The 22,568-nt window shown below is 75.1% G+C and carries 1 protein-coding gene; it reads right to left on the reverse strand.

The genetic code is table 11. From position 1 onward, the window contains the following. Positions 1–15: 15 nt before the first annotated feature. A complete protein-coding gene (locus EES41_RS04320) occupies positions 16–22,509 on the reverse strand; it encodes a type I polyketide synthase (protein ID WP_123075806.1) in 22,494 nt (7,497 codons plus the stop codon). Positions 22,510–22,568 lie beyond the last annotated feature (59 nt).

Raw genomic sequence — 22,568 nt, forward strand, 5'->3', positions numbered from 1 at the left:
AGTGGAACTGCCGCGTCATGAGATTCCGAACTCCTTGCCGATGAAGTCGAAGAGGTCGTCGTCGGTCGCGCTCTCCAGTGCCTCGGCCACGTCGGGGCCGTCGGAGTCCGCGGGGGCGGCCGCCAGTTCACCGGCCTCGCTCCAGGCGGCCAGCAGTGCCTGGAGCCGCTCGGTGATGCGGTCGCGGCCGGCGCCGTCGGGCGTCGAGGTGACGAGCGACTTCTCCAGCCGGTCCAGTTCGGCGAGCAGCGGGGGTACGGCCGCCGCGCCGTCCTGCCACAGCTCGTCCTTCAGGTACTCCACCAGCGCCGTCGGCGTCGGGTAGTCGAAGACGAGGGTGGCGGGCAGCCGGACGCCGGTGGCGGCGCCGAGCCGGTTGCGGAGTTCCACGGCGGTCAGCGAGTCGAAGCCGACCTCGTTGAACGACCGTGCCGGGTCGACCGCTTCGGGTCCGGCGAAGCCGAGGACCCCGGCGACGTACGTGCAGACCAGTTCCAGCAGTGCCTCGTCCCGCGCGGCCGGCGAGAGCCCGGTGAGGCGCTCGCGCAGCTCGGCTCCACCGTCCGTGCCGGCAGCGGTGGTACCGGCGGCGCGGCGTGCGGGCGTACGTACCAGCCCCGACAGGAGCGGCGGGAGCATTCCGGAGCCGGCCTGGGCGCGCAGCGCGGCCAGGTCCAGCTTCACCGGCACCAGCAACGCCTGCTCGGCGGAGGTGGCGGCATCGAACAACGCCACACCCTCGGCAGCGGTGATGGCATTGACACCACCACGACCGAGACGGGACACGTCCTCGGCGTCCAGAGCACTGCCCATACCGCCGGCTTCGGCCCACAGGCCCCAGGCCAGGGAGGTCGCCGCCAGGCCCTGGGCCCGGCGGTGGGCGGCGAGCGCGTCCAGGAACACGTTGCCCGCCGCGTAGTTGGCCTGCCCCGCGCCACCGAACACACCGGCGGCCGACGAGAACAACACGAACGCGGAGAGATCAAGGTCCTGGGTCAGCTCGTGCAGGTTCCACGCCGCGTCCACCTTCGGACGCAGCACCGCCGACAGCCGCTCGGCCGTCAGCGAACCGACCACACCGTCATCCAGAACACCGGCCGTGTGCACGACCGCCGTCAGCGGGTGCTCCGCCGGAACGGCACTGAGTACGGCCGCCAGCGCATCGCGATCGGCCACGTCACACGCCGCCCACGACACCTCGGCACCCAGACCCACCAGCTCCGCGGAAAGGGCAGCGCCCTCACCGCGACGGCTGACCAGCAGCAGGCGCCGCACACCGTGCTCCGCCACCAGATGACGCGCGAACAGGCCGCCCAGCGAACCACTCGCACCGGTGATCAACACCGTGCCCTCGGCACCCCACTCAACGCCCGCGTCAGCCGCGACCGCCGCACGCGCCAGCCTCGGCACCAGGACCGAGCCGCCCCGTACCGCCACCTCGGACTCGCCCGAGGCCACTACGGCGGGCAGCGCGCGGAAGGAGGCGTCGGTGCCGTCCGTGTCGGCCAGGACGATCCGCCCCGGGTTCTCCGACTGCGCCGAACGCAGCAGACCCCACACCGATGCGTGCACCAGGTCCGCCGCGCCCTCGCCCGGTACGGCTTCCACCGCACCCCGCGTCAGGAACACCAGGCGCGAGTCCGCGAACCGGTCCTCGGCCAGCCACTCCTTGAGCAGCGCCAGCACCCGGCCCGTCTCCGCGTGCACCGCACCCGTCACGTCTTCCGGGTCGGCCACCGGGGACAGCGGTACGCACACCAGCGCCGGGTCCGCGAGCGTCGCGAGCCCGCCGTCGTGCGCCGTGTAGCGCACGCCCACCGCGTCCAGCCCGGCGTGGCCGCCCCCGAGCAGCGCCCAGGGGCTCTGCTCCGACGCCGACACCGGGGTCAGCGGTACGGCCGTCCACTCGACCTCGAACAGCGACTCCGGGCGACCGCCGCGCGCCGCGCCGATCTGCTCCGGCGAGACCGCGCGCAGTACGAGCGACTCGACCGAGGCGACCGGTGCGCCCGCCGGGTCGGCGAGCTCCAGCGCGACCGCGTCGCGGCCGGCCGGGGCCAGCCGGACCCGTACGGCGGAGGCGCCGGCCGCGTGCAGCCGGACACCGCTCCAGGCGAACGGGAGCCGTCCCTGGCCGGTCTTCTCGACGAGCGCGCCGAGACCGGCCGCGTGGAGGGTGGCGTCCAGGAGCGCCGGGTGGAGGCCGAACCAGTCGGCCGCCTCCGCGGTCTCCTCGTCCAGGCCGACCTCCGCGTACACGGCGTCGCCGTGGAGCCAGGCCGAGCGCAGGCCCTGGAAGGCGGGGCCGTAGTCGAATCCGGCGGCGGCGAGGCCTTCGTAGAGGCCGTCGATGTCCACCGGTTCGGCTCCGGCCGGAGGCCAGACCGTGAGGTCGGCTGTCGGGGCCGGGGCGTCGCCGGTGGCGAGGACGCCGGCGGCGTGCCGCGTCCACGGCTCGTCGGCGGGGGTGTCCTCGTCACGGGAGTACAGCGACAGGGCGCGTCGGCCGGATTCGTCGGCTTCGGCGACGGAGAGCCGCAGCTGGACTCCGCCGCGTTCGGGGAGGACGAGCGGGGCCTCCAGGGTCAGCTCCTCCAGGACGTCGCAGCCGACCTGGTCCCCGGCGCGGACGGCCAGTTCCACGAAGGCCGTGCCCGGCAGGAGGACCGAGCCGAGGACGGCGTGGTCCGCGAGCCAGCTGTGCGTGGCCAGGGACAGCCGGCCGGTGAAGAGGAACCCGTCGGAGTCGGGCAGTTCGACGGCCGCGCCGAGCAGCGGGTGGTCCGTCGCGCCGAGGCCGAAGCCCGCGGCGTCGCCCGGGGTGTTGTGCGCGGTGGGTGCCGAGTCGAGCCAGTACCAGTCGCGTTGGAAGGCGTACGTGGGCAGCTCGGCCTGGCGGGCACCGGTGGGGGCGAAGTACGCCTCCCAGTCCACCGCCGCACCGTGGGTGTGGGCGTGGGCGAGGGCGTTGTTCAGGGTCTCGGGCTCGGGGCGGCCGGTGCGGAGGGCGGGCGCGAACCGGGCGCCGTCCTCGGTCAGGCAGTCCTGGGCCATCGCGGAGAGCACGCCGTCGGGGCCGAGTTCGAGGTACGTCGTGACTCCGGCGGCTTCCAGGGTGCGGATGCCGTCGAGGAAGCGGACGGCGTCGCGGACGTGCCGGACCCAGAAGTCGGCGGAGCCCATCTCGTCGGTGACGAGGACGCCGGTCAGGTTGGAGACGACCGGGATGCGCGGAACGCCGTACGACAGTGCCTCGGCGACCTTGCGGAAGTCGGCCAGCATGCCGTCCATGTGGGGCGAGTGGAAGGCGTGGCTCACCGTGAGCCGCTTGGACTTCCGGTCGGGGAAGGCCCCGGCGATCGCGAGCGCCGCGTCCTCGTCACCGGCGACGACCACCGAGCGCGGTCCGTTGACGGCCGCGATGCTGACCCGGTCGGTCAGCAGCGGCAGGACCTCGTCCTCGGACGCCTGTACCGCGATCATCACGCCACCGGACGGCAGCGCCTGCATCAACCGGCCACGGGCGCGGACCAGTTCGCACGCGTCCTCCAGGGAGAGGACGCCCGCCACGTGTGCGGTGGCGATCTCACCGATGGAGTGGCCGGAAAGGAAGTCCGGCTTGACACCCCAGGACTCGACGAGGCGGTAGAGCGCCACCTCGACGGCGAACAGGGCCGGCTGCGTGTACTCCGTACGGTCCAGAACAGCCGCGTCCGTCCCGAACAGGACGTCCTTCAGCGGCAGTTCCAGATCCAGCCGCTCGCACACCGCGTCCAGCGCGGCCGCGAAGGCCGGGTAGGTCTCGTACAGCTCACGGCCCATGCCCAGGCGCTGGCTGCCCTGACCGGTGAACAGGAAGGCGAGCTTCCCGGCCCCGGCAGCGCCCACCGTGCCACGCGTCACGGCCGCGTCGGCCAGGTCGTTGGTCCCCAACGCCTCCAGCCCGCGCAGCAGTTCCTCGCGGTCGCCCGCCACGACCACCGCGCGGTGGTCGAAGGCGGCACGCCGGGTCGCCAGCGAGTAGGCCACGTCCGTGACGCTCAGCTCGGCCGAGTCCTCCAGGTGGACCCGCAGACGGGCCGCCTGGCCGCGCAGCGCGTCCGCCGACCGCGCGGACAGCACGTACGGCAGCACCGGCGCCGCCGCACCGCTTTCGGCGGCGGCGGTCACCGCGACCGCGTCCGGGGCCTGCTCGATGATCGTGTGGGCGTTGGTGCCGCTGATGCCGAACGAGGACACACCGGCCCGGCGCGGACGGCCGGTCCGCGGCCACGGCGTGTTCTCGGTGAGCAGCGTGACGGCGCCGTCCTCCCAGTCCACGTGCGGGGTCGGCTCGTCCACGTGCAGGGTCCGGGGCAGCACCCCGTGCCGCATCGCCATGATCATCTTGATCACACCGGCGACACCGGCGGCGGCCTGCGTGTGACCCATGTTGGACTTGATCGAGCCCAGCCACAGCGGCTCGTCCGCCGCACGCTCCCGGCCGTACGTGGCCAGCAGCGCCTGCGCCTCGATCGGGTCGCCCAGGGTGGTGCCCGTGCCGTGCGCCTCGACCACGTCGATCTGCTCGCTGGTCAGTCCGCCGGAGGCGAGCGCCTGGCGGATGACGCGCTGCTGCGAGGGCCCGTTCGGGGCGGTCAGCCCGTTGGAGGCGCCGTCCTGGTTGATCGCGGAGCCCCGGACCACGGCGAGCACCGGGTGCCCGTTGCGGCGGGCGTCCGACAGCCGCTCGACGAGCAGCATGCCCGCGCCCTCGGCCCAGCTGGTGCCGTCGGCGGCCGCGGCGAAGGACTTGATGCGGCCGTCGGCGGCCAGCCCGCGCTGGCGGCTGAACTCGGTGAAGGTGCCCGGCGTCGACATGACGGTGACACCGCCGGCCAGGGCCATGGTGCATTCGCCGCCCCGCAGCGCCTGGATCGCCCAGTGCAGGGCGACGAGGGAGGACGAGCAGGCCGTGTCGACCGTGACCGCCGGGCCCTCCAGACCGAAGGCGTACGAGACGCGGCCGGAGGCGATGCTGCCGGAGTTGCCGGTGCCGAGGTAGCCCTCGACACCGTCCGGCACGGAGGTGATGCGGGTGGCGTAGTCGTGGTACATGACGCCGGCGAAGACGCCGGTCCGGCTGCCGCGCAGCGTGGCCGGGTCGATGCCGGCCCGCTCGAAGGCCTCCCAGGAGGTCTCCAGCAGCAGCCGCTGCTGCGGGTCCATGGCCACGGCCTCGCGCGGCGAGATCCCGAAGAACGCCGGGTCGAAGCGGCCCGCGTCGTGCAGGAATCCGCCGGAACGGGTGTAGCTGGTGCCCTTGCCGTCCGGGTCCGGGTCGTACAGCGACTCCAGGTCCCAGCCGCGGCCCTGCGGGAACTCCGAGATGGCGTCGACGCCACCCACCACCAGGCGCCACAGGTCCTCGGGGGTTTCCACCCCGCCGGGGTAGCGGCAGCTCATGCCGACGATCGCGATGGGGTCGTCGTGGAGCGCGGCGCCGGCGGAAGCGGGCCCGGCCGTGGCCGCGCCGGCCGTCTCCCCGTCCAGGGACAGGCCCAGGACCTCGGTCCTCAGGTACGCCGCGAGCGCGCTCGGCGTGGGGTAGTCGAAGACGAGCGTGGCCGGCAGCCGTTCGCCGGTGGCGGCGCCGAGGCGGTTGCGCAGCTCGACGGAGGTCAGGGAGTCGAAGCCGAGCTCCTTGAACGCCCGGTCGGCCGGTACCTCGTCGGTCGAGGCGTGACCGAGTACGGCCGTCACCTCGGCCCGGACCATCTCCAGCAGGGCCGCCTCCCGCTCCTCGGCGGGCAGCGCGGCCAGCCGCGTGCGCAGGGCGGACCCGTCGGCCGTGGCCCCCTGTCCCGCCGCGCGGCGCGCCGGTACGCGGACCAGCCCGCGCAGCAGGTCGGGAACCATCCCGCCCCGGGCCTGGGCGCGGAGGGCGGCCAGGTCGAGCGGGAGGGGCACGAGGAGCGCGTCGTCCGTACGGCGGGCCGCGTCGAAGAGGGCCAGGCCGGTCTCCGGCGAGAGGGCGCCGATGCCGCCGCGGTTGATCCGCTCGCGGTCACCGTCGGCCAGGTCGCCGCCCATGCCGCCGACTCCGGTCCACAGGCCCCAGGCCAGGGAGGTCGCCGCGAGGCCCTGGGCCCGGCGGTGGGCGGCCAGCGCGTCGAGGAAGGTATTGCCCGCCGCGTAGTTGGCCTGCCCGGCGCCGCCGAACACACCGGCGGCGGACGAGAACAGTACGAAGGCCGACAGACCGAGGTCCTGGGTCAGCTGGTGCAGGTTCCAGGCCGCGTCCACCTTCGGACGCAGTACGGCCGACAGCCGCTCGGTCGTCAGCGAACCGACGACACCGTCATCCAGAACACCGGCCGTGTGCACGACCGCCGTCAGCGGGTGCTCCGCCGGAACGGCCTTGAGTACGGCCGCCAGCGCATCGCGGTCGGCCACGTCACACGCCGCCCACGACACCTCGGCACCCAGAGCGGCCAGCTCCGCGGAAAGGGCCGCGCCCTCACCGCGACGGCTCACCAGCAGCAGGCGTCGTACGCCGTGCTCGGTCACCAGATGACGGGCGAACAGCCCACCGAGCGAACCACTCGCACCGGTCACCAGGACCGTGCCCTCGGCATCCCACTCGGCGCCGGCGTCAGCGGCGACCGCCGTCCGCGCCAGCCTCGGCACCAGGACGGCACCGCCGCGCACCGCCACCTCGGACTCGCCCGAAGCCAGCGCCGCCGACAGACCGGCCGCGAGGTCGCCCTCCGCGTCGATGTCGACGAGGACGAAGCGGCCCGGGTTCTCCGACTGCGCCGAGCGCACCAGGCCCCACACCGGCGCATGCGCCAGATCCGCGATCCCTTCGCCCGGTACGGCGGCCACCGCGCCCCGCGTCAGGAACACCAGACGCGCGTCCGCGGACCGCTCCTCGGCCAGCCAGTCCTGTACCAGCCCCAGCACCCGGGCGGTCTCCGCGTGCACCGCGCCGGCCACGTCACCGGCGGCCGGCTCCACGCACGGCACCACCAGTGCCGCCGGAAGCCCGGCATCGCCCTCCTCGCCCAGCATCAGCCAGTCGTCGAAGGACCCGTCACCGACGGCCGTCTGCGCCCACTCCACCCGGAACAGGGCGTCACGGGTCAGTTCGGGCGCGGCGGTGAGCTGGTCACGGCTGACGGATCGCAGGGCCAGGCCGGCGACCGACGCGACGGGCGCTCCGGTGGCGTCGGCGATCGTGAGGGCCACCTCGCCGCCCCGGCCGGTGGTCAGGCGTACCCGGAGCTCGGAGGCTCCGACTGCGTGCAGGGAGACCCCGGACCAGGAGAACGGGAGTCGTCCGTCGGCGGCGCCGGTGTCCGCGGCGCGCAGTCCGAGCGCGTGCAGGGACGCGTCGAGGAGCGCCGGGTGCAGACCGAACCGTGCGGCCTCACCCTCGGCTCCCTCGGGGAGCGCGACCTCCGCGTAGGAGGTGTCGCCGTGCTGCCAGGCGGCCCGCAGGCCCTGGAACACCGGCCCGTATCCGAAACCGGCCTCGGCGAGGCCCTCGTACAGGCCGTCCACCGGGACGGGCTGCGCCCCGGACGGCGGCCATTCGGTGAGGTCCTGCGGGGCCGGGGCGGCCCCGGTCGCGAGCACACCTACGGCGTGCCGCGTCCACGGCTCGTCCGGGTCCGCGCCCTCGGGGCGGGAGTGCAGGGTGAGGCTGCGGCGCCGGCCCGCCGGGTCGGCGGCCGTGACGGAGAGCCGCAGCTGCACGCCACCGTGCTCGGGCAGGACGAGGGGTGCCTCCAGGGTGAGTTCGTCGACCAGGTCGCACCCGACGTGCTCGCCGGCCTGGAGCGCGAGCTCGACGAAGGCCGTGCCGGGCAGGAGGGCCGCGCCCATCACCCGGTGGTCCCCCAGCCAGGGGTGGGTGGTCAGGGACAGCCGTCCGGTGAAGAGGTGGCCGTCGGAGTCGGGCAGTTGGACCTCGGCGCCGAGCAGCGGATGATCGGCGGCGCCGAGTCCGGCCGCCGCGACGTCGCCGTCGGCGCGGCCTGCGTCGAGCCAGTAGACGGAGCGCTGGAAGGCGTACGTCGGCAGGTCCACGCGCCGGGCCCCGAGCGGGGCGTAGTACGCGGACCAGTCGACGGCGGTACCGCGTACGTACGCGGTGGAGAGGGCCGAGAGGAGGCTCGCGGGCTCGTCGCGTCCGGAGCGGAGCGCGGGGGCGAAGGCCGCGGCGCCGGTGTCGTCGGCCAGGCAGGCCTGGGCCATCGCGGAGAGGACTCCGTCGGGACCGAGCTCGACGTACGTGGTCACACCCGCCGCCTCAAGGACGCGCACGCCGTCGAGGAAACGGACCGCCTCCCGGACGTGCCGCACCCAGAACTCGGCGGAACCCATCTCGTCCGAGACGAGAGCACCGGTCAGGTTGGAGACGACCGCGATACGAGGAGCCTCGAAGGACAGCCCCGCCACGACCGCGCGGAAGTCGTCCAGCATCCCGTCCATGTGAGGCGAGTGGAACGCATGGCTCACCGTCAGCCGCTTGGACTTGCGGTCCGGGAACGCGGCCGCTACGGCGAGCGCCGCGTCCTCGTCACCCGCGACGACCACCGAGCGCGGCCCGTTGACCGCCGCGATGCTCACCCGGTCGGTCAGCAGCGGCAGGACCTCCTCCTCCGCAGCCTCCACCGCGATCATCACGCCACCGGACGGCAGCGCCTGCATCAAACGGCCACGAGCCGCGACCAACGTGCACGCGTCGGCCAGCGACAGGACACCCGCCACATGCGCGGCGGCGATCTCACCGATGGAGTGACCGGACACGAAGTCCGGCTTCACACCCCAGGACTCGACGAGGCGGAAGAGCGCCACCTCGACCGCGAACAGCGCCGGCTGCGTGAACCGCGTCTCGTCCAGCAGTTCCGCGTCCGTCCCGAACAGGACGTCCTTCAGCGGCAGTTCAAGGTTCATCCGCTCGCACACCGCGTCCAGCGCGGCCGCGAAGGCCGGGTAGGTCTCGTACAGCTCACGGCCCATTCCGAGCCGCTGGCTGCCCTGACCGGTGAAGAGGAAGGCCAGCTTTCCTCCCGCGGCCGACGAGCCCTGGACCAGGCCCGCCGCCGAGCTGCCCTCGGCGAGGGCGGCCAGGCCGGTGCGGAAGGCGTCGGGGTCGGCGGCGACGACCGTCGCGCGGTGTTCGAACACGGCGCGGGCGGTCGCCAGCGAGTGCCCGATGTCGGCCGGCAGCGTGTCCGGGTGCGCCTCCAGGTGGGACAGGAGCCGCTCGCCCTGGGCCCGCAGGGCCTCGGGGGTGCGGGCGCTCAGGTGCCACGGGAGGGCCGTCGCAGGGGCCGGGACGGCCGGGCTGACCGCTGCGGCGGGGGTCTCCGGGAGTTCGATGATGGCGTGGGCGTTCGTCCCGCTCATGCCGAAGGAGGAGACGCCCGCGCGGCGCGGGCGGCCGGTCTCGGGCCATGCCCGCTGCTCGGTGAGCAGGGAGACCGCGCCCGCCGACCAGTCGACGTGCGGTGACGGCTCGTCCACGTGCAGGGTCTTCGGCAGGACGCCGTGGCGCATCGCCTGGACCATCTTGATGATGCCCGCGACACCGGCGGCGGCCTGGGTGTGACCGAAGTTGGACTTGACGGAGCCCAGCCACAGCGGGGTGTCCTCGGGACGGCCCTGACCGTAGGTGGCCAGCAGCGCCTGCGCCTCGATCGGGTCACCGAGGGTGGTACCCGTGCCGTGCGCCTCGACGGCGTCGACGTCGGCGGAGGTCAGCCGGGCGTTGGCGAGGGCCTGGCGGATGACGCGCTGCTGGGCGGGGCCGTTGGGGGCGGTCAGGCCGTTGCTGGCACCGTCCTGGTTGACGGCGGTGCCGCGGACGACCGCCAGTACCTGGTGGCCGTTGCGGCGGGCGTCGGAGAGGCGCTCCACGAGCAGCATGCCGACGCCCTCGCCCCACGCGGTGCCGTCGGCGGCGGCCGCGAACGGCTTGCAGCGGCCGTCGGCGGCGAGTCCGCGCTGGCGGCTGAACTCGGTGAAGACGTCGGGGGTGGTGATGATGGTGACGCCACCGGCCAGGGCCAGGGAGCACTCGCCGGAGCGCAGGGCCTGCGCGGCGAGGTGCAGGGCGACCAGCGAGGAGGAGCAGGCGGTGTCGACGGTGACGGCCGGGCCCTCGAAGCCGAAGGTGTAGGAGACGCGGCCGGAGGCGATGCTGCTGGAGCCGCCGGTGCCGAGGTAGCCCTCGACGCCTTCGGGGACGGTGTTCAGGCGGGACACGTAGTCGTTGTGCATCTGGCCGACGAACACGCCGACCTGTCCGCCGCGCAGGCCCGTCGGGTCGATCCCGGCCCGTTCGAAGGCCTCCCAGGAGGTTTCCAGCAGCAGGCGCTGCTGCGGGTCCATGGCGAGGGCCTCGCGGGGGTTGATCCCGAAGAACGCCGGGTCGAAGTGGTGGGCGTCGTAGAAGAAGCCGCCTTCGCGGGCGTAGGACGTGCCGGGGCTGTCGGGGTCGGGGTCGTAGAGCGCCTCGGTGTCCCAGCCGCGGTCGGCGGGGAGGTCGGCGATGCCGTCGCGGCCTTCGGCGAGGAGTTCCCACAGGTCCTCGGGGCTGCGGACGTCGCCGGGGAAGCGGCAGCTCATGGCGACGATGGCGATGGGGTCGTCGGTCTCGGCGACGGCGCCGGCCGGGTGCCGCGGGAGGGCGGCGGCGGCCACCGCGGCCTCGGAGCCGAGGAGTTCGTCCTTGAGGTATCCGGCGAGGACCGTGGGGGTGGGGTAGTCGAAGACGAGCGTGGCGGGCAGCCGGACTCCGGCGGTGGCGCCGAGCCGGTTGCGGAACTCGACGGCGGTCAGCGAGTCGAAGCCGAGGTCCTTGAAGGCGCGGCCGGGTTCGACGGCGTCGGAGGTGGCGTGGCCGAGGACGGCGGCCACCTGGTCGCGTACGAGGTCGAGGAGGAGCGTGTCGCGCTCGTTCTCGGGGAGGCGTACGAGCTGCTCCACCAGCGGGGTTCCGGTCCCGGCGGCGGCCGCCTGGGCGGTCCGGCGGGCGGGGGCGCGGACCAGGCCGCGCAGCAGCGCGGGCACCATGGCGGCGTCTGCCTGGCGCAGCGGCGCGAGGTCGAGCTGCATGGGGACGAGGTGGGCGTCGCCGGTGTGGTGGGCGGTGTCGAGGAGGGCCAGGCCCTCTTCGGAGGAGAGGCCGAGGACTCCGGAGCGCGTCATGCGGTCCTTGTCGGCGCTGTCGAGCTCGCCGGTCATGCCGCTGGCCTCGGCCCACAGGCCCCAGCCGAGGGAGGTGCCGGGCAGGCCGTGGGCCTGGCGGTGGCGGGCGAGGGCGTCGAGGAAGACGTTCGCGGCCGCGTAGTTGGCCTGGCCGGCGCCGCCGAAGGTGCCGGCGGCGGAGGAGAAGAGGACGAAGTCGGCCAGGTCGAGGTGGCGGGTCAGCTCGTGCAGGTGGAGGGCGGCGTCGGCCTTGGGCCGCAGGACCCGGTCGAGCCGCTCGGGGGTGAGGGCCTCGGCGATGCCGTCGTCGAGGACGCCGGCGGTGTGGACGACGGCGGTCAGCGGGTGTGCGGCGGGTACGGAGGCCAGGAGTGCGGCGAGGGCCTCGCGGTCGGCGGCGTCGCAGGCGGCGACGGTGACGTCGGCGCCCAGGGCGCGCAGCTGCGCGGCGAGTTCTGCGGCGCCGGCGGCGGCTTCGCCGCGGCGGCTGGTCAGGATGAGGCGGCGGGCGCCGCGGACGGTGACGGCGTGCCGGGCGACGAGTGCGCCGAGGGTGCCGGTGCCGCCGGTGATGAGGACGGTGCCGTCGGGGTTCCAGTCGGCGGGCACGGTGAGCACGATCTTGCCGGTGTGGCGGGCCTGGCTGAGGTAGCGGAAGGCTTCGGGGGCCTGGCGCAGGTCCCAGGCGGAGACGGGGATGGGGTTCAGGGCGCCGGCCTCGAAGAGGCCGAGCAGCTCGGTGAGCATCTCCTGGATGCGGTCGAGGCCCGCTTCGGTGAGGTCGAACGCCTGGTAGGAGACGCCGGGGTGGGTGGCGGCGACGTCGCGGGGGTCGCGGACGTCGGTCTTGCCCATCTCGACGAAGCGTCCGCCGCGCGGCAGGAGGCGCAGCGAGGCGTCGACGAACTCGCGGGCGAGGGAGTCGAGGACGACGTCGACGCCGCGTCCGTCGGTGGCGGTGCGGAAGGTGTTCTCGAAGTCGAGGGTGCGGGAGGAGGCGATCTTGTCGTCGGTCAGGCCGAGTCCGCGCAGGGTGTCCCACTTGGCGGGGCTGGCGGTGGCGTGGACGTCGGCGCCCCAGTGGCGGGCGAGCTGGACGGCGGCCATGCCGACGCCGCCGGCGGCGGCGTGGACGAGGAGGGATTCGCCCTCGCGCAGTCCGGCGAGGTCGTGGAGGGCGTAGTAGGCCGTCATGAAGACGATCGGTACGGCCGCGGCCTCGGCGAAGGTCCAGCCCTCGGGCATCGGGGCGATCATGCGCCGGTCGACGACGGCCAGCGGGCCGAAGGCGCCGGGCAGCATGCCCATGACGCGGTCGCCGGGGGCGAGGTCGGTGACGCCGGGGCCGGTCTCGACGACGGTGCCGGCGCCTTCGCTGCCCATGAGGCCGGGGTCGCCGGGGTACATGCCGAGGGCGTTGAGCACGTCGCGGAAGTTGAGGCCGGCGGCGCGTACGGCGACGCGGACCTGGCCGGGTTCCAGGGGCGCCGCGGACTCGGGGCTCGGGACGAGGGTGAGGTGGTCGAGGGTGCCCTTGTCCTCGATGTCCATGCGCCAGGCGGACTCGCCCGGGGGCGGGGTCAGCGGGGTGGTGGCGGGGACCCGTGCGAGGCGGGGGGCGTGGACGGTGCCGCGGCGGAGTGCGAACTGCGGTTCGCCGGTGGCGAGGGCGGCGGCCAGTGTCCCGGCGGCGGCGTCGGCGTCGAGGTCGGCCAGGACGAAGCGGTCGGGGTTCTCCGACTGCGCGGAGCGGACCAGGCCCCAGACGGCGGCGTGGGCGGGGTCGGCGAGGTCCCAGTCGCTCTGGGTGGCGACGGCGCCCCGGGTGACGAACACCAGGCGGGACGCGGCGAACCGGTCGTCGGCGAGCCAGCCCTGGACGAGGGCGAGGGCCCGGTGCGTGGCGGCGCGGACGGCGTCCGCGGTGAGGGCGTCCGCCGGGGCGGCCAGGCAGGGGGCGAGGACGTGTGCGGGCGCCGGGGCGCCGGCGTCGAGGGCCGCGCCGAGCGCGCCGAGGTCGGGGTGGACCGGGCCGGACAGCTCGGCGGTGACGTCGGCGGGCTCGCCGATGACCGCCCAGGTGCCGGTGGTGTCCTCGCCGGGGGCGCCGGGCGGTAGGGGCAGGGTCGCCCACTCGATCCGGAACAGCGACTCGTGGTACGCGGTGCGGGAGGCGCCGGCGAGCCGGTCGGCGGAGACGGGCCGGACGATCAGGTGGTCGACGGTGGCGACGGGCGCGCCGGTGGTGTCGGCCAGCTGGAGGGAGAGGGAGTCTTCGCCGTCGGCGGTGAGGCGCACGCGCAGTGCGGACGCGCCGACGGCGTGCAGGGACACCCCGCGCCAGGAGAACGGCAGTCCGGCCTGCCGGTCGCCGTCGTGGGAGACGAAGGTGGCGTGCAGGGCGGCGTCGAGGAGGGCCGGGTGCAGGCCGAAGCGGGTGGCTTCGGTGTGCCGGTCGTCGGGCAGGGCCACCTCGGCGTAGACGTCGTCGCCGAGGGTCCAGGCGGCGCGCAGGCCCTGGAAGACGGGGCCGTAGGCGAAGCCGCCCTGGCCGAGGTGCTCGTACAGGCCGTCGACGCCGACGGCTTCGGCGCCCGGCGGGGGCCAGGCGGAGAGGTCGAACGCGGGGCGCGGCGCGCCGGTGGCGAGGACGCCCGCGGCGTGCCGGGTCCACGGCTCGTCGTCGGCGGCGTCGGGGTCGCCGGAGTACAGGTCCAGGGTGCGCCGGCCGTCCTGGTCGGGTGCGCTGACCACGATCTGGAGGCGGACCGCGGTGTGCGGGGCGAGGACCAGCGGGGCTTCGAGGGTGAGTTCTTCCAGGACGTCGCAGCCGGCCTGGTCACCGGCGCGGACGGCGAGTTCGACGAAGGCGGTGCCGGGCAGCAGGACGGTGCCCATGACGGCGTGGTCGGCCAGCCAGGGGTGGGTGTCGAGGGAGAGCCGGCCGGTGAAGAGGAAGCCCTCGCCGTCGGCGAGCGGGACGGCCGCGCCGAGCAGCGGGTGGTGGGCGGCGCCCAGACCGGCCGATTCGACGTCACCGATGTATCCGGCGGGCGCTTCGAGCCAGAAGCGGCTCCGCTGGAAGGCGTACGTGGGCAGGTCGACGCGGCGGGCGCCGGTCGCGGCGAAGTACGCGGGCCAGTCGAGGGGGACGGCGCGGGTGTGGAGGGCGGCGATCGCGGCGGTCAGCGCCTCGGCCTCGCCGCGGTCGCGGCGCAGGGAGGGGAGGAAGACGGTGTCGGTGGCGCCGTCGGTCTCGGGGAGGCAGTCGCGGCCGAGGCCGGACAGCACGCCCTGCGGGCCCAGTTCGAGGTAGGTGGTGACGTGTTCGGCGTCCAGGGTGCGGATGCCGTCGAGGAAGCGGACGGCTTCGCGGACGTGGCTGACCCAGTGCTCGGCGGTGCGCAGTTCGTCGCCGGCCACGGCTCCGGTGAGGTGGGTGACGACGGGGATGGCGGGCGCGTGGTAGGTGAGGGAGGCGGCGACGTCGCGGAAGGCGTCGAGCATGCCGTCCATCAGCGGGGAGTGGAAGGCGTGGCTGACGGTGAGCCGCTTGGTCCGCCGGCCGCGCCGCTCGAACTCGGCGGCGATCTCCAGCGCGAGGGTCTCCTCGCCGGAGATGACGACGCTGGAGGCGGAGTTGACGGCGGCGATGCCGATGCGGTCCTCGTGGCCGGCGAGCAGCGGCCGGACCTCGTCCTCGGTGGCGGTCAGCGCGATCATCGCGCCGCCCTGGGGCAGGGCTTCCATGAGGCGGCCGCGGGCGACGACGAGGGTGGCCGCGTCGGGCAGTGAGAGGACGCCCGCGACGTGCGCGGCGGTGATCTCGCCGATGGAGTGGCCCGCGACGAAGTCGGGGCGCAGGCCCCAGGACTCGACGAGGCGGTAGAGCGCGGTCTCCAGGGCGAACAGGGCGGGCTGGGTGTAGCCGGTCCGGTTCAGGAGGTCGCCGGCGTCCTCGTCGAACAGGATCTCCTTGAGGGGCTGTTCGAGGTGCCGGTCGAGCTCGGCGCACACCGCGTCGAGGGCGGCGGCGAAGGCCGGGTAGGTGGCGTGGAGCTCGCGGCCCATGCCGGGGCGCTGGCTGCCCTGTCCGGTGAACAGGACGGCGGTGCGGCCGTCGGCGGTGTCGTGCCGCACGATCCGGGCGCCGTCGCGGCCTTCGGCGAGGGCGGCGAGGGCGGTGAGGAGTGCGTCGCGGTCGGGCGCTACGACGGCGGCCCTGCGGTCCAGGGCGGTACGGGTGGTGGCCAGGGAGAACGCCACGTCGGCGGGGGTCGCGCCGGGGTGGTGCGCGAGGTGGTCGACGAGCCGGGCGGCCTGGGCGCGCAGTGCGTCGGGGGTGCGTCCGGAGAGGACGAACGGCAGCGGGGTGCCGGCGGGGACCGTGCCCCCGGCGACGGCGGGGACGCCGGCCGCGCCGGGTTCGCCGTCCTCCTCGTCGGAGGGCTGCTCCACGGGCGGCTGCTCGATGATGACGTGCGCGTTGGTGCCGCTGACGCCGAAGGAGGAGATGCCCGCGCGGCGGGGGCGGTCCGTCTCGGGCCAGGCGGCGGACTCCGTCAGCAGCTCGACGGCGCCGGCGGTCCAGTCGATGTGCGGGGACGGCTCGCCGATGTGCAGGGACGCGGGCAGCACGCCGTGGCGCATCGCGAGCACCATCTTGATGATGCCGGCGGCGCCCGCGGCGGCCTGCGTGTGGCCGATGTTGGACTTGATGGAGCCCAGGCGCAGCGGCCGGTCCGCGGGGCGGTCCTGGCCGTAGGTGGCGAGCAGGGCCTGTGCCTCGATGGGGTCGCCGAGGGTGGTGCCGGTGCCGTGGGCCTCGACGGCGTCGACTTCGGCGGTGGTCAGCCCGGCGTGGGCGAGGGCCTCGCGGATGACGCGCTGCTGGGAGGGCCCGTTGGGGGCGGTGAGGCCGTTGGAGGCGCCGTCCTGGTTGACGGCGGTGCCGCGCACGACGGCGAGGACCGGGTGGCCGTTGCGGCGCGCGTCGGAGAGCCGCTCGACGAGGATCATGCCGGCGCCCTCGGCCCAGCCGGTGCCGTCGGCGTCGGCGGAGAAGGACTTGCAGCGGCCGTCGGTGGACAGGCCGCGCTGGCGGCTGAAGTCGATGAAGGTGTCCGGGGTGGACATCACGGTGACGCCGCCGGCGAGGGCCATGTCGCATTCGCCGCTGCGCAGGGCCTGCGCGGCCAGGTGCAGGGCGACCAGGGAGGAGGAGCAGGCCGTGTCGATGGTGACGGCGGGTCCCTCCAGGCCGAAGGTGTAGGAGATGCGGCCGGAGGCGACGCTGCCGGCGGTGCCGGTGCCGAGGTAGCCCTCCAGGCCCTCGGGGACGGCCGGCAGCCGGGTCAGGTAGTCGTGGTACATGACGCCGGCGAAGACGCCGGTGCGGCTGCCTCGGACGGTGGCCGGGTCGATCCCGGCGCGCTCGAAGGCCTCCCAGGAGGTTTCCAGCAGGAGCCGCTGGTGCGGGTCCATGGCCAGGGCCTCGCGCGGGTTGATGCCGAAGACGTCCGGGTCGAAGTCGGCGGCGTCGTGCAGGAAGCCGCCCTCGCGGGTGTACGAGGTCCCGGCGCGGCCGGGGTCGGAGTCGTACAGCGCGTCGAGGTTCCAGCCGCGGTCGGTGGGGAACGGCGAGATCGCGTCGGCGGAACCGGCGACGAGCTGCCACAGCTCCTCGGGGGTGCTGACGCCGCCGGGGTAGCGGCAGCTCATGGCGACGATGGCGATGGGCTCGTCGGCGACGGCCCGGGTGGCGGCGGCGGTGGCGGCCGGGGCCTGGGCGGCCTGGTCGCCGAGGAGTTCGGTGCGCAGGAACGCGGCGAGGGCGTTCGGGGTGGGGTAGTCGAAGACGAGGGTGGCGGGCAGCCGGACGCCGGTGGCCGAGCCGAGGCGGTTGCGCAGCTCGACGGCGGTGAGCGAGTCGAAGCCGAGTTCCTTGAAGGCGCGGCCGGGGTCGACGGCGTCGGGGCCGGGGAAGCCGAGGACGGCGGCGACCTGGACGCGGACGGTGGCCAGCAGCAGCCGGTCGCGTTCGGCGGCGGTCAGCGGCAGCAGCCGCTCGGTGAGGCCGTCGGCGGGTGCGGCGCTCTGGGCGGCGGCCCGGCGCGCGGCGGGGCGGACCAGGCCGCGCAGCAGGGCGGGGACCATGTCGGCGTCGGCGTGGCGCAGCGCGGCCAGGTCGAGGTGCATGGGGACCGCGGTGGGGTCGCCGGTGGCGCGGGCGGTGTCCATGAGGGCGAGGCCCTCGGCGGAGGACAGGGCGGCGACTCCGGCGCGGGAGATCCGCTCCAGGTCGGTGTCGGCGAGGTCGCCGGTCATCCCGCTGCGTTCGGCCCACAGGCCCCAGGCGAGCGCGGTGGCGGGCAGGCCTTCGGTGTGGCGGCGCTGGGCGAGGGCGTCGAGGAAGGTGTTGGCGGCGGCGTAGTTGGCCTGTCCGGCGGCGCCGAGGGTGCCGGCGGCGGCGGAGAAGAGGACGAACGCGGCGAGGTCGAGGTCGCGGGTCAGTTCGTGCAGGTGGACGGCCGCGTCGACCTTGGCGGGCAGGACGTGGTGGAGCCGCTCGGGGGTGAGCGCTTCGAGGATGCCGTCGTCGAGGACTCCGGCGGTGTGGAAGACGGCCGTCAGCGGGTGTGCGGCCGGTACGGAGGCCAGCACCGCGGCGAGGGCCTCGCGGTCGGCGGCGTCGCAGGCGGCGAGGGTGACCTCGGCGCCCAGGGCGCGCAGCTCCGCCAGGAGTTCGGGGGCGCCGGCGGCGGCTTCGCCGCGGCGGCTGGTCAGCAGCAGGCGGCGGACGCCGTGTCCGGTGACGAGGTGGCGGGCGACGAGCCCGCCGAGGGTGCCGGTGGCGCCGGTGACGAGGGCGGTGCCGTCCGCGTCGAGCGGCCGGGCTTCCTGGCCCTCGGCCGCGGGCAGGGCGGGGACGCGGCCGAGCCGGGGCACGACGGCGCGGCCCTCGCGGAGGGCGAGCTGGGGTTCGGCGGTGGCCAGCGCGGCCGGCAGGGCGCGCAGGGACTCCTCGCGGTCGTCCAGGTCGAGCAGGACGAACCGGTCGGGGTGCTCGGACTGGGCGGAGCGCAGCAGGCCCCACAGCGGGGCGTGCGCCAGGTCGGGTACGTCGGAGCCGGCGGTGGTGGCGACGGCGCCCCGGGTGACGAGGACGAGCCGGGAGCCGGCGTAGCGGTCGTCGGCGAGCCAGGCCTGGGCCAGTTCCAGGGCGTGGTGCAGCGCGTCGCCGACGGCGGCGGGCAGGGTGGCGTCGACGGGGGTCGGCGCGGGTGTGCCAGGGGCCGCGACGGGGACGACGACGGCCTGCGGTACGGGGCCGCCCGCCTCGATCGCGGCGGAGAGCGCGGCGAGGCCGGGGTGGACGGCGGCGGCGGGCAGCACGGCGGCGAACCGGGCCGCGGTGCCGGCGGGAGCACCTGCGTCGGCTTCGCTTGCGGCGTCGGCCGCGGCGCCGGCGAGCAGCGCCCACTGGCCGGGGGCGACGGTGGTGGCGGCCGGCAGGGCCAGCGGGCTCCACTCGACGCGGAACAGGGAGTCGTGGAAGGCGGTGCGCGCGGCGTGGACCTGGTCCGGGGAGACGGGCCGCAGCAGCAGCGCGGCCACGGAGGCGACGGGCGCGCCGGTCTCGTCGGCCAGGTCGACGGAGACGGTGTCCTGGCCGGCGGGGGCGAGGCGGACGCGCAGGGCGCGGGCGCCGACGGCGCGGAGGGTGACGCCGCTCCAGGAGAACGGCAGCCTGCCGTGCTCGGTGTCCTCCAGCAGGGAGCCGATGCCGACGGCGTGCAGGGCGGCGTCCAGCAGGGCGGGGTGCAGGCCGAACAGGGCGGCTTCGGCGTGCGCCTGCTCGGGCAGGCGGACTTCGGCGAAGACCTCGTCGGCGCGCTGCCAGGCGCCGGTCAGGCCCTGGAAGACGGGCCCGTAGGCGAAGCCGGAGGCGGTGAGGTGCTCGTAGAGGCCGTCGACGGGGACGGCGGTGGCGTCCTGCGGCGGCCAGGTGGTGAGGTCGGCGCCCGCCGGGGTGCCCACGGTGTCGCGTGTGGCGGGGGCGAGGGAGCCGGTGGCGTGCCGGGTCCAGGCACCTTCGCCCCAGGTGTCGTCGGCGGCGTCCTCGGGCCGGGAGTGCAGGGTCAGGGAGCGCCGTCCGTCGCCGTCGGGGGCGCCGACGGCGAGCTGGATCTGGACGCCGCCGTGCGGGGGCAGGGCCAGGGGGGCCTGGAGGGTGAGTTCTTCGAGGAGTTCGCAGCCGGTGTGTTCGCCGGCCTGGAGGGCGAGTTCCACGAAGGCGGTGCCGGGCAGCAGCACGGTGTCCATGACCGTGTGGTCGGCGAGCCAGGGGTGGGTGGCCAGCGAGAGCCGGCCGGTGAACAGGTAGCCGTCTCCGTCGGCCAGGGCGATGGCCGCGCCGAGCAGCGGGTGGTCGGCGGAGCCGATCCCGGCGGCGGTGACGTCGCCGGTCCAGGCGGTGGGCTGTTCGGGCCAGTACCGGCCGCGCTGGAAGGCGTACGTGGGCAGGTCGACGCGGGTGGCGCCGCGGCCCGCGAAGACGGCGGACCAGTCGGCGGTGACGCCGTGGACGTGCGCCTGGGCGACGGCGGCGGCGAACGCGGCCGGTTCGGGGCGGTCGGCGCGCAGGGCGGGGATGAAGACGGCGTCGTCCCGGTCGTTCTCGCCGGAGAGGCAGTCCTGCGCGAGGGCGGTGAGGACCCCGCCGGGGCCGACCTCGACGAAGGTGGTGACGCCGAGCGCGGCCAGGCCCCGCACCCCGTCGTGGAAGCGGACGGCCTCGCGGACGTGGCGGACCCAGTAGTCGGCGGTGCAGATCTCCTCGGCGGTGACGGAGGCGCCGGTGAGGTTGGAGACGATCGGGATGACGGGCGGCGCGTAGGAGACGGCTTCGGCGGCTTCGCGGAACGCGTCGAGCATGGCGTCCATGAGCGGCGAGTGGAAGGCGTGGCTGACGGTGAGCCGCTTGACGCGGCGGCCGCGGGCGCGCAGCGTCTCGGCGAGTTCCCCGGCGGCGTCCGCGTCACCGGAGACGACCACGGAGCGGGGGCCGTTGACGGCGGCCACGGACACCCGGTCGGTGAGCAGCGGGGTGATCTCGTCCTCGGTGGCCTCGACGGCGATCATCGCGCCGCCGGCGGGCAGGGCCTGCATGAGGCGGCCGCGGGCGGCCACGAGGGCGGCCGCGTCGGGGAGGGTGAGGACCCCGGAGACGTGGGCGGCGGCGAGTTCGCCGATGGAGTGCCCGATGAGGAAGTCGGCGGTGACGCCCCACTGTTCGAGCTGCCGGTAGAGGGCGACCTCGATGGCGAACAGGGCGGCCTGGGTGTAGGCGGTCGCGTCGAGGAGCGCCGCCTCGGGGGTGCCCTCGGCCGCGAACAGCACCTCGTACAGGGGGCGTTCGAGGTGCCGGTCGAGTTCGTCGCGGACCGCGTCGAGGGCGCGCGCGAACCCGGGGTGGGTGGCGTACAGCTCCCGGCCCATGCCGGGGCGCTGGCTGCCCTGGCCGGTGAAGAGGAAGGCGGTGTTGCCGTCGCCGACGGCGCCGAGGACGGCGGTCGCGGGCTGCTCCGCGGCGGCGAGCGCGTCGAGGTCGGCGAGGAGCCGTTCGCGGTCGGCGGCGAAGAGGACGGCCCGGCGGTCCAGTGCGGAGCGGCTGGTGGCGAGGGAGAACCCGAGGTCGGTCAGGGCCGCGGGGTCCGCGGCGAGTTCGGGGTGGGCGCGCAGGTGGGCGGCGAGGCGGCCGGCCTGGGCGCGCAGGGCGTCGTCGCCCTGGCCGGAGACCAGCAGCGGTACCGGGCCGGTGGCGCCTTCCGCGTCGGCGGCCTTGTCGCCGCTGTCCGTGGCGCCCGTGCCCTCGGCCTTCGCGTCCGCGCCGGGGACCTCGGCGGGCGGGGCCTGTTCGATGACGGTGTGGGCGTTGGTGCCGCTGACGCCGAAGGAGGAGATGCCTGCGCGGCGCGGCTGCCCGGTCTCGGGCCACGGTACGGCCCGCGTGAGCAGTTCGACGGCGCCGGTGGCCCAGTCGACGGCGCCGGACGGCTGGTCGATGTGGAGGGACTCGGGCACGACGCCGTGGCGCATCGCCTCGACCATCTTGATGATGCCCGCGACACCGGCGGCGGCCTGGGTGTGCCCGATGTTGGACTTGATGGAGCCCAGCCACAGCGGCCGGCCCTCGGGCCGGTTCTGGCCGTAGGTGGCCAGGATGGCCTGGGCCTCGATCGGGTCGCCGAGGGTGGTGCCGGTGCCGTGCGCCTCGATGACGTCGACCTGCGCCGGGGTGAGTCCGGCGTTGGTCAGCGCCTGGCGGATGACGCGCTGCTGGGAGGGCCCGTTGGGGGCGGTGAGGCCGTTGGAGGCGCCGTCCTGGTTGATGGCGCTGCCGCGCACCACGGCGAGCACGGGGTGCCCGTGACGGCGGGCGTCGGAGAGCTTCTCGACGAGGAGCATGCCGACGCCCTCGCCCCAGCCGGTGCCGTCGGCGCCGTCGGCGAAGGGCTTGCAGCGGCCGTCGGGGGCGAGTCCGCGCTGGCGGCTGAACTGGACGAAGGCGCGCGGGCTGGACATGACGGTGACGCCGCCCGCCAGCGCCAGGGAGCATTCGCCGCCCCGCAGCGCCTGCACCGCGAGGTGGAGGGCGACGAGCGAGGACGAGCAGGCGGTGTCGATGGTGACGGCGGGGCCTTCGAGACCGAAGGTGTAGGAGAGGCGCCCGGAGACGACGCTGGCGGCGTTCCCGGTGAGGAGGTACTGCTCGACGCCCTGGGGGACGCCGTCGCGGAGCAGGTCGGGGTAGTCCTGGCCGTTGGTGCCGATGAACACGCCGGCCTTGCTGCCGCGCAGCGTCGCCGGGTCGATGCCGGCGCGCTCGAAGGTCTCCCAGGACGTTTCGAGCAGCAGGCGCTGCTGAGGGTCCATGCCGAGGGTCTCGCGGGGGCTGATCCCGAAGAACGCGGCGTCGAACTCGCCGACCCCGTCGAGGAATCCGCCCTCGCGGGTGTACGAGGTGCCCCGCTGCTCGGGGTCGGCGTCGTACAGGGACTCGATGTCCCAGCCGCGGTCGGTGGGGAAGTCGGTGATGGCGTCCCGGCCGCCCGCGACGAGGTCCCACAGGTCCTCCGGCGACTGGATGCCGCCGGGGAACCTGCAGGCCATGCCGACGATGGCGATCGGCTCCGGTTCCTGGGCCTCGACCTCGCGCAGGCGCTGCCGCGTCTGGTGCAGATCGGCCGTCACCCGCTTCAAGTAGCCGATGATCTTGTCCTGATCTGCTACCTGATCCGCCATTGGAACCTCACCCATGTTCGTCACAAACCCTTGTGCTGCTACTGCCTGCGCTGTCCGCT

This window comes from Streptomyces sp. ADI95-16 (genome assembly GCF_003721495.1).
In the GTDB taxonomy this organism is placed as follows: Bacteria; Actinomycetota; Actinomycetes; order Streptomycetales; family Streptomycetaceae; genus Streptomyces; species Streptomyces goshikiensis.

Coding starts and splice junctions, on each gene's coding strand:
- EES41_RS04320 (WP_123075806.1), bottom strand. CDS start 22,509: ATGGCGGATCAGGTAGCAGATCAGGACAAGATCATCGGCTACTTGAAG.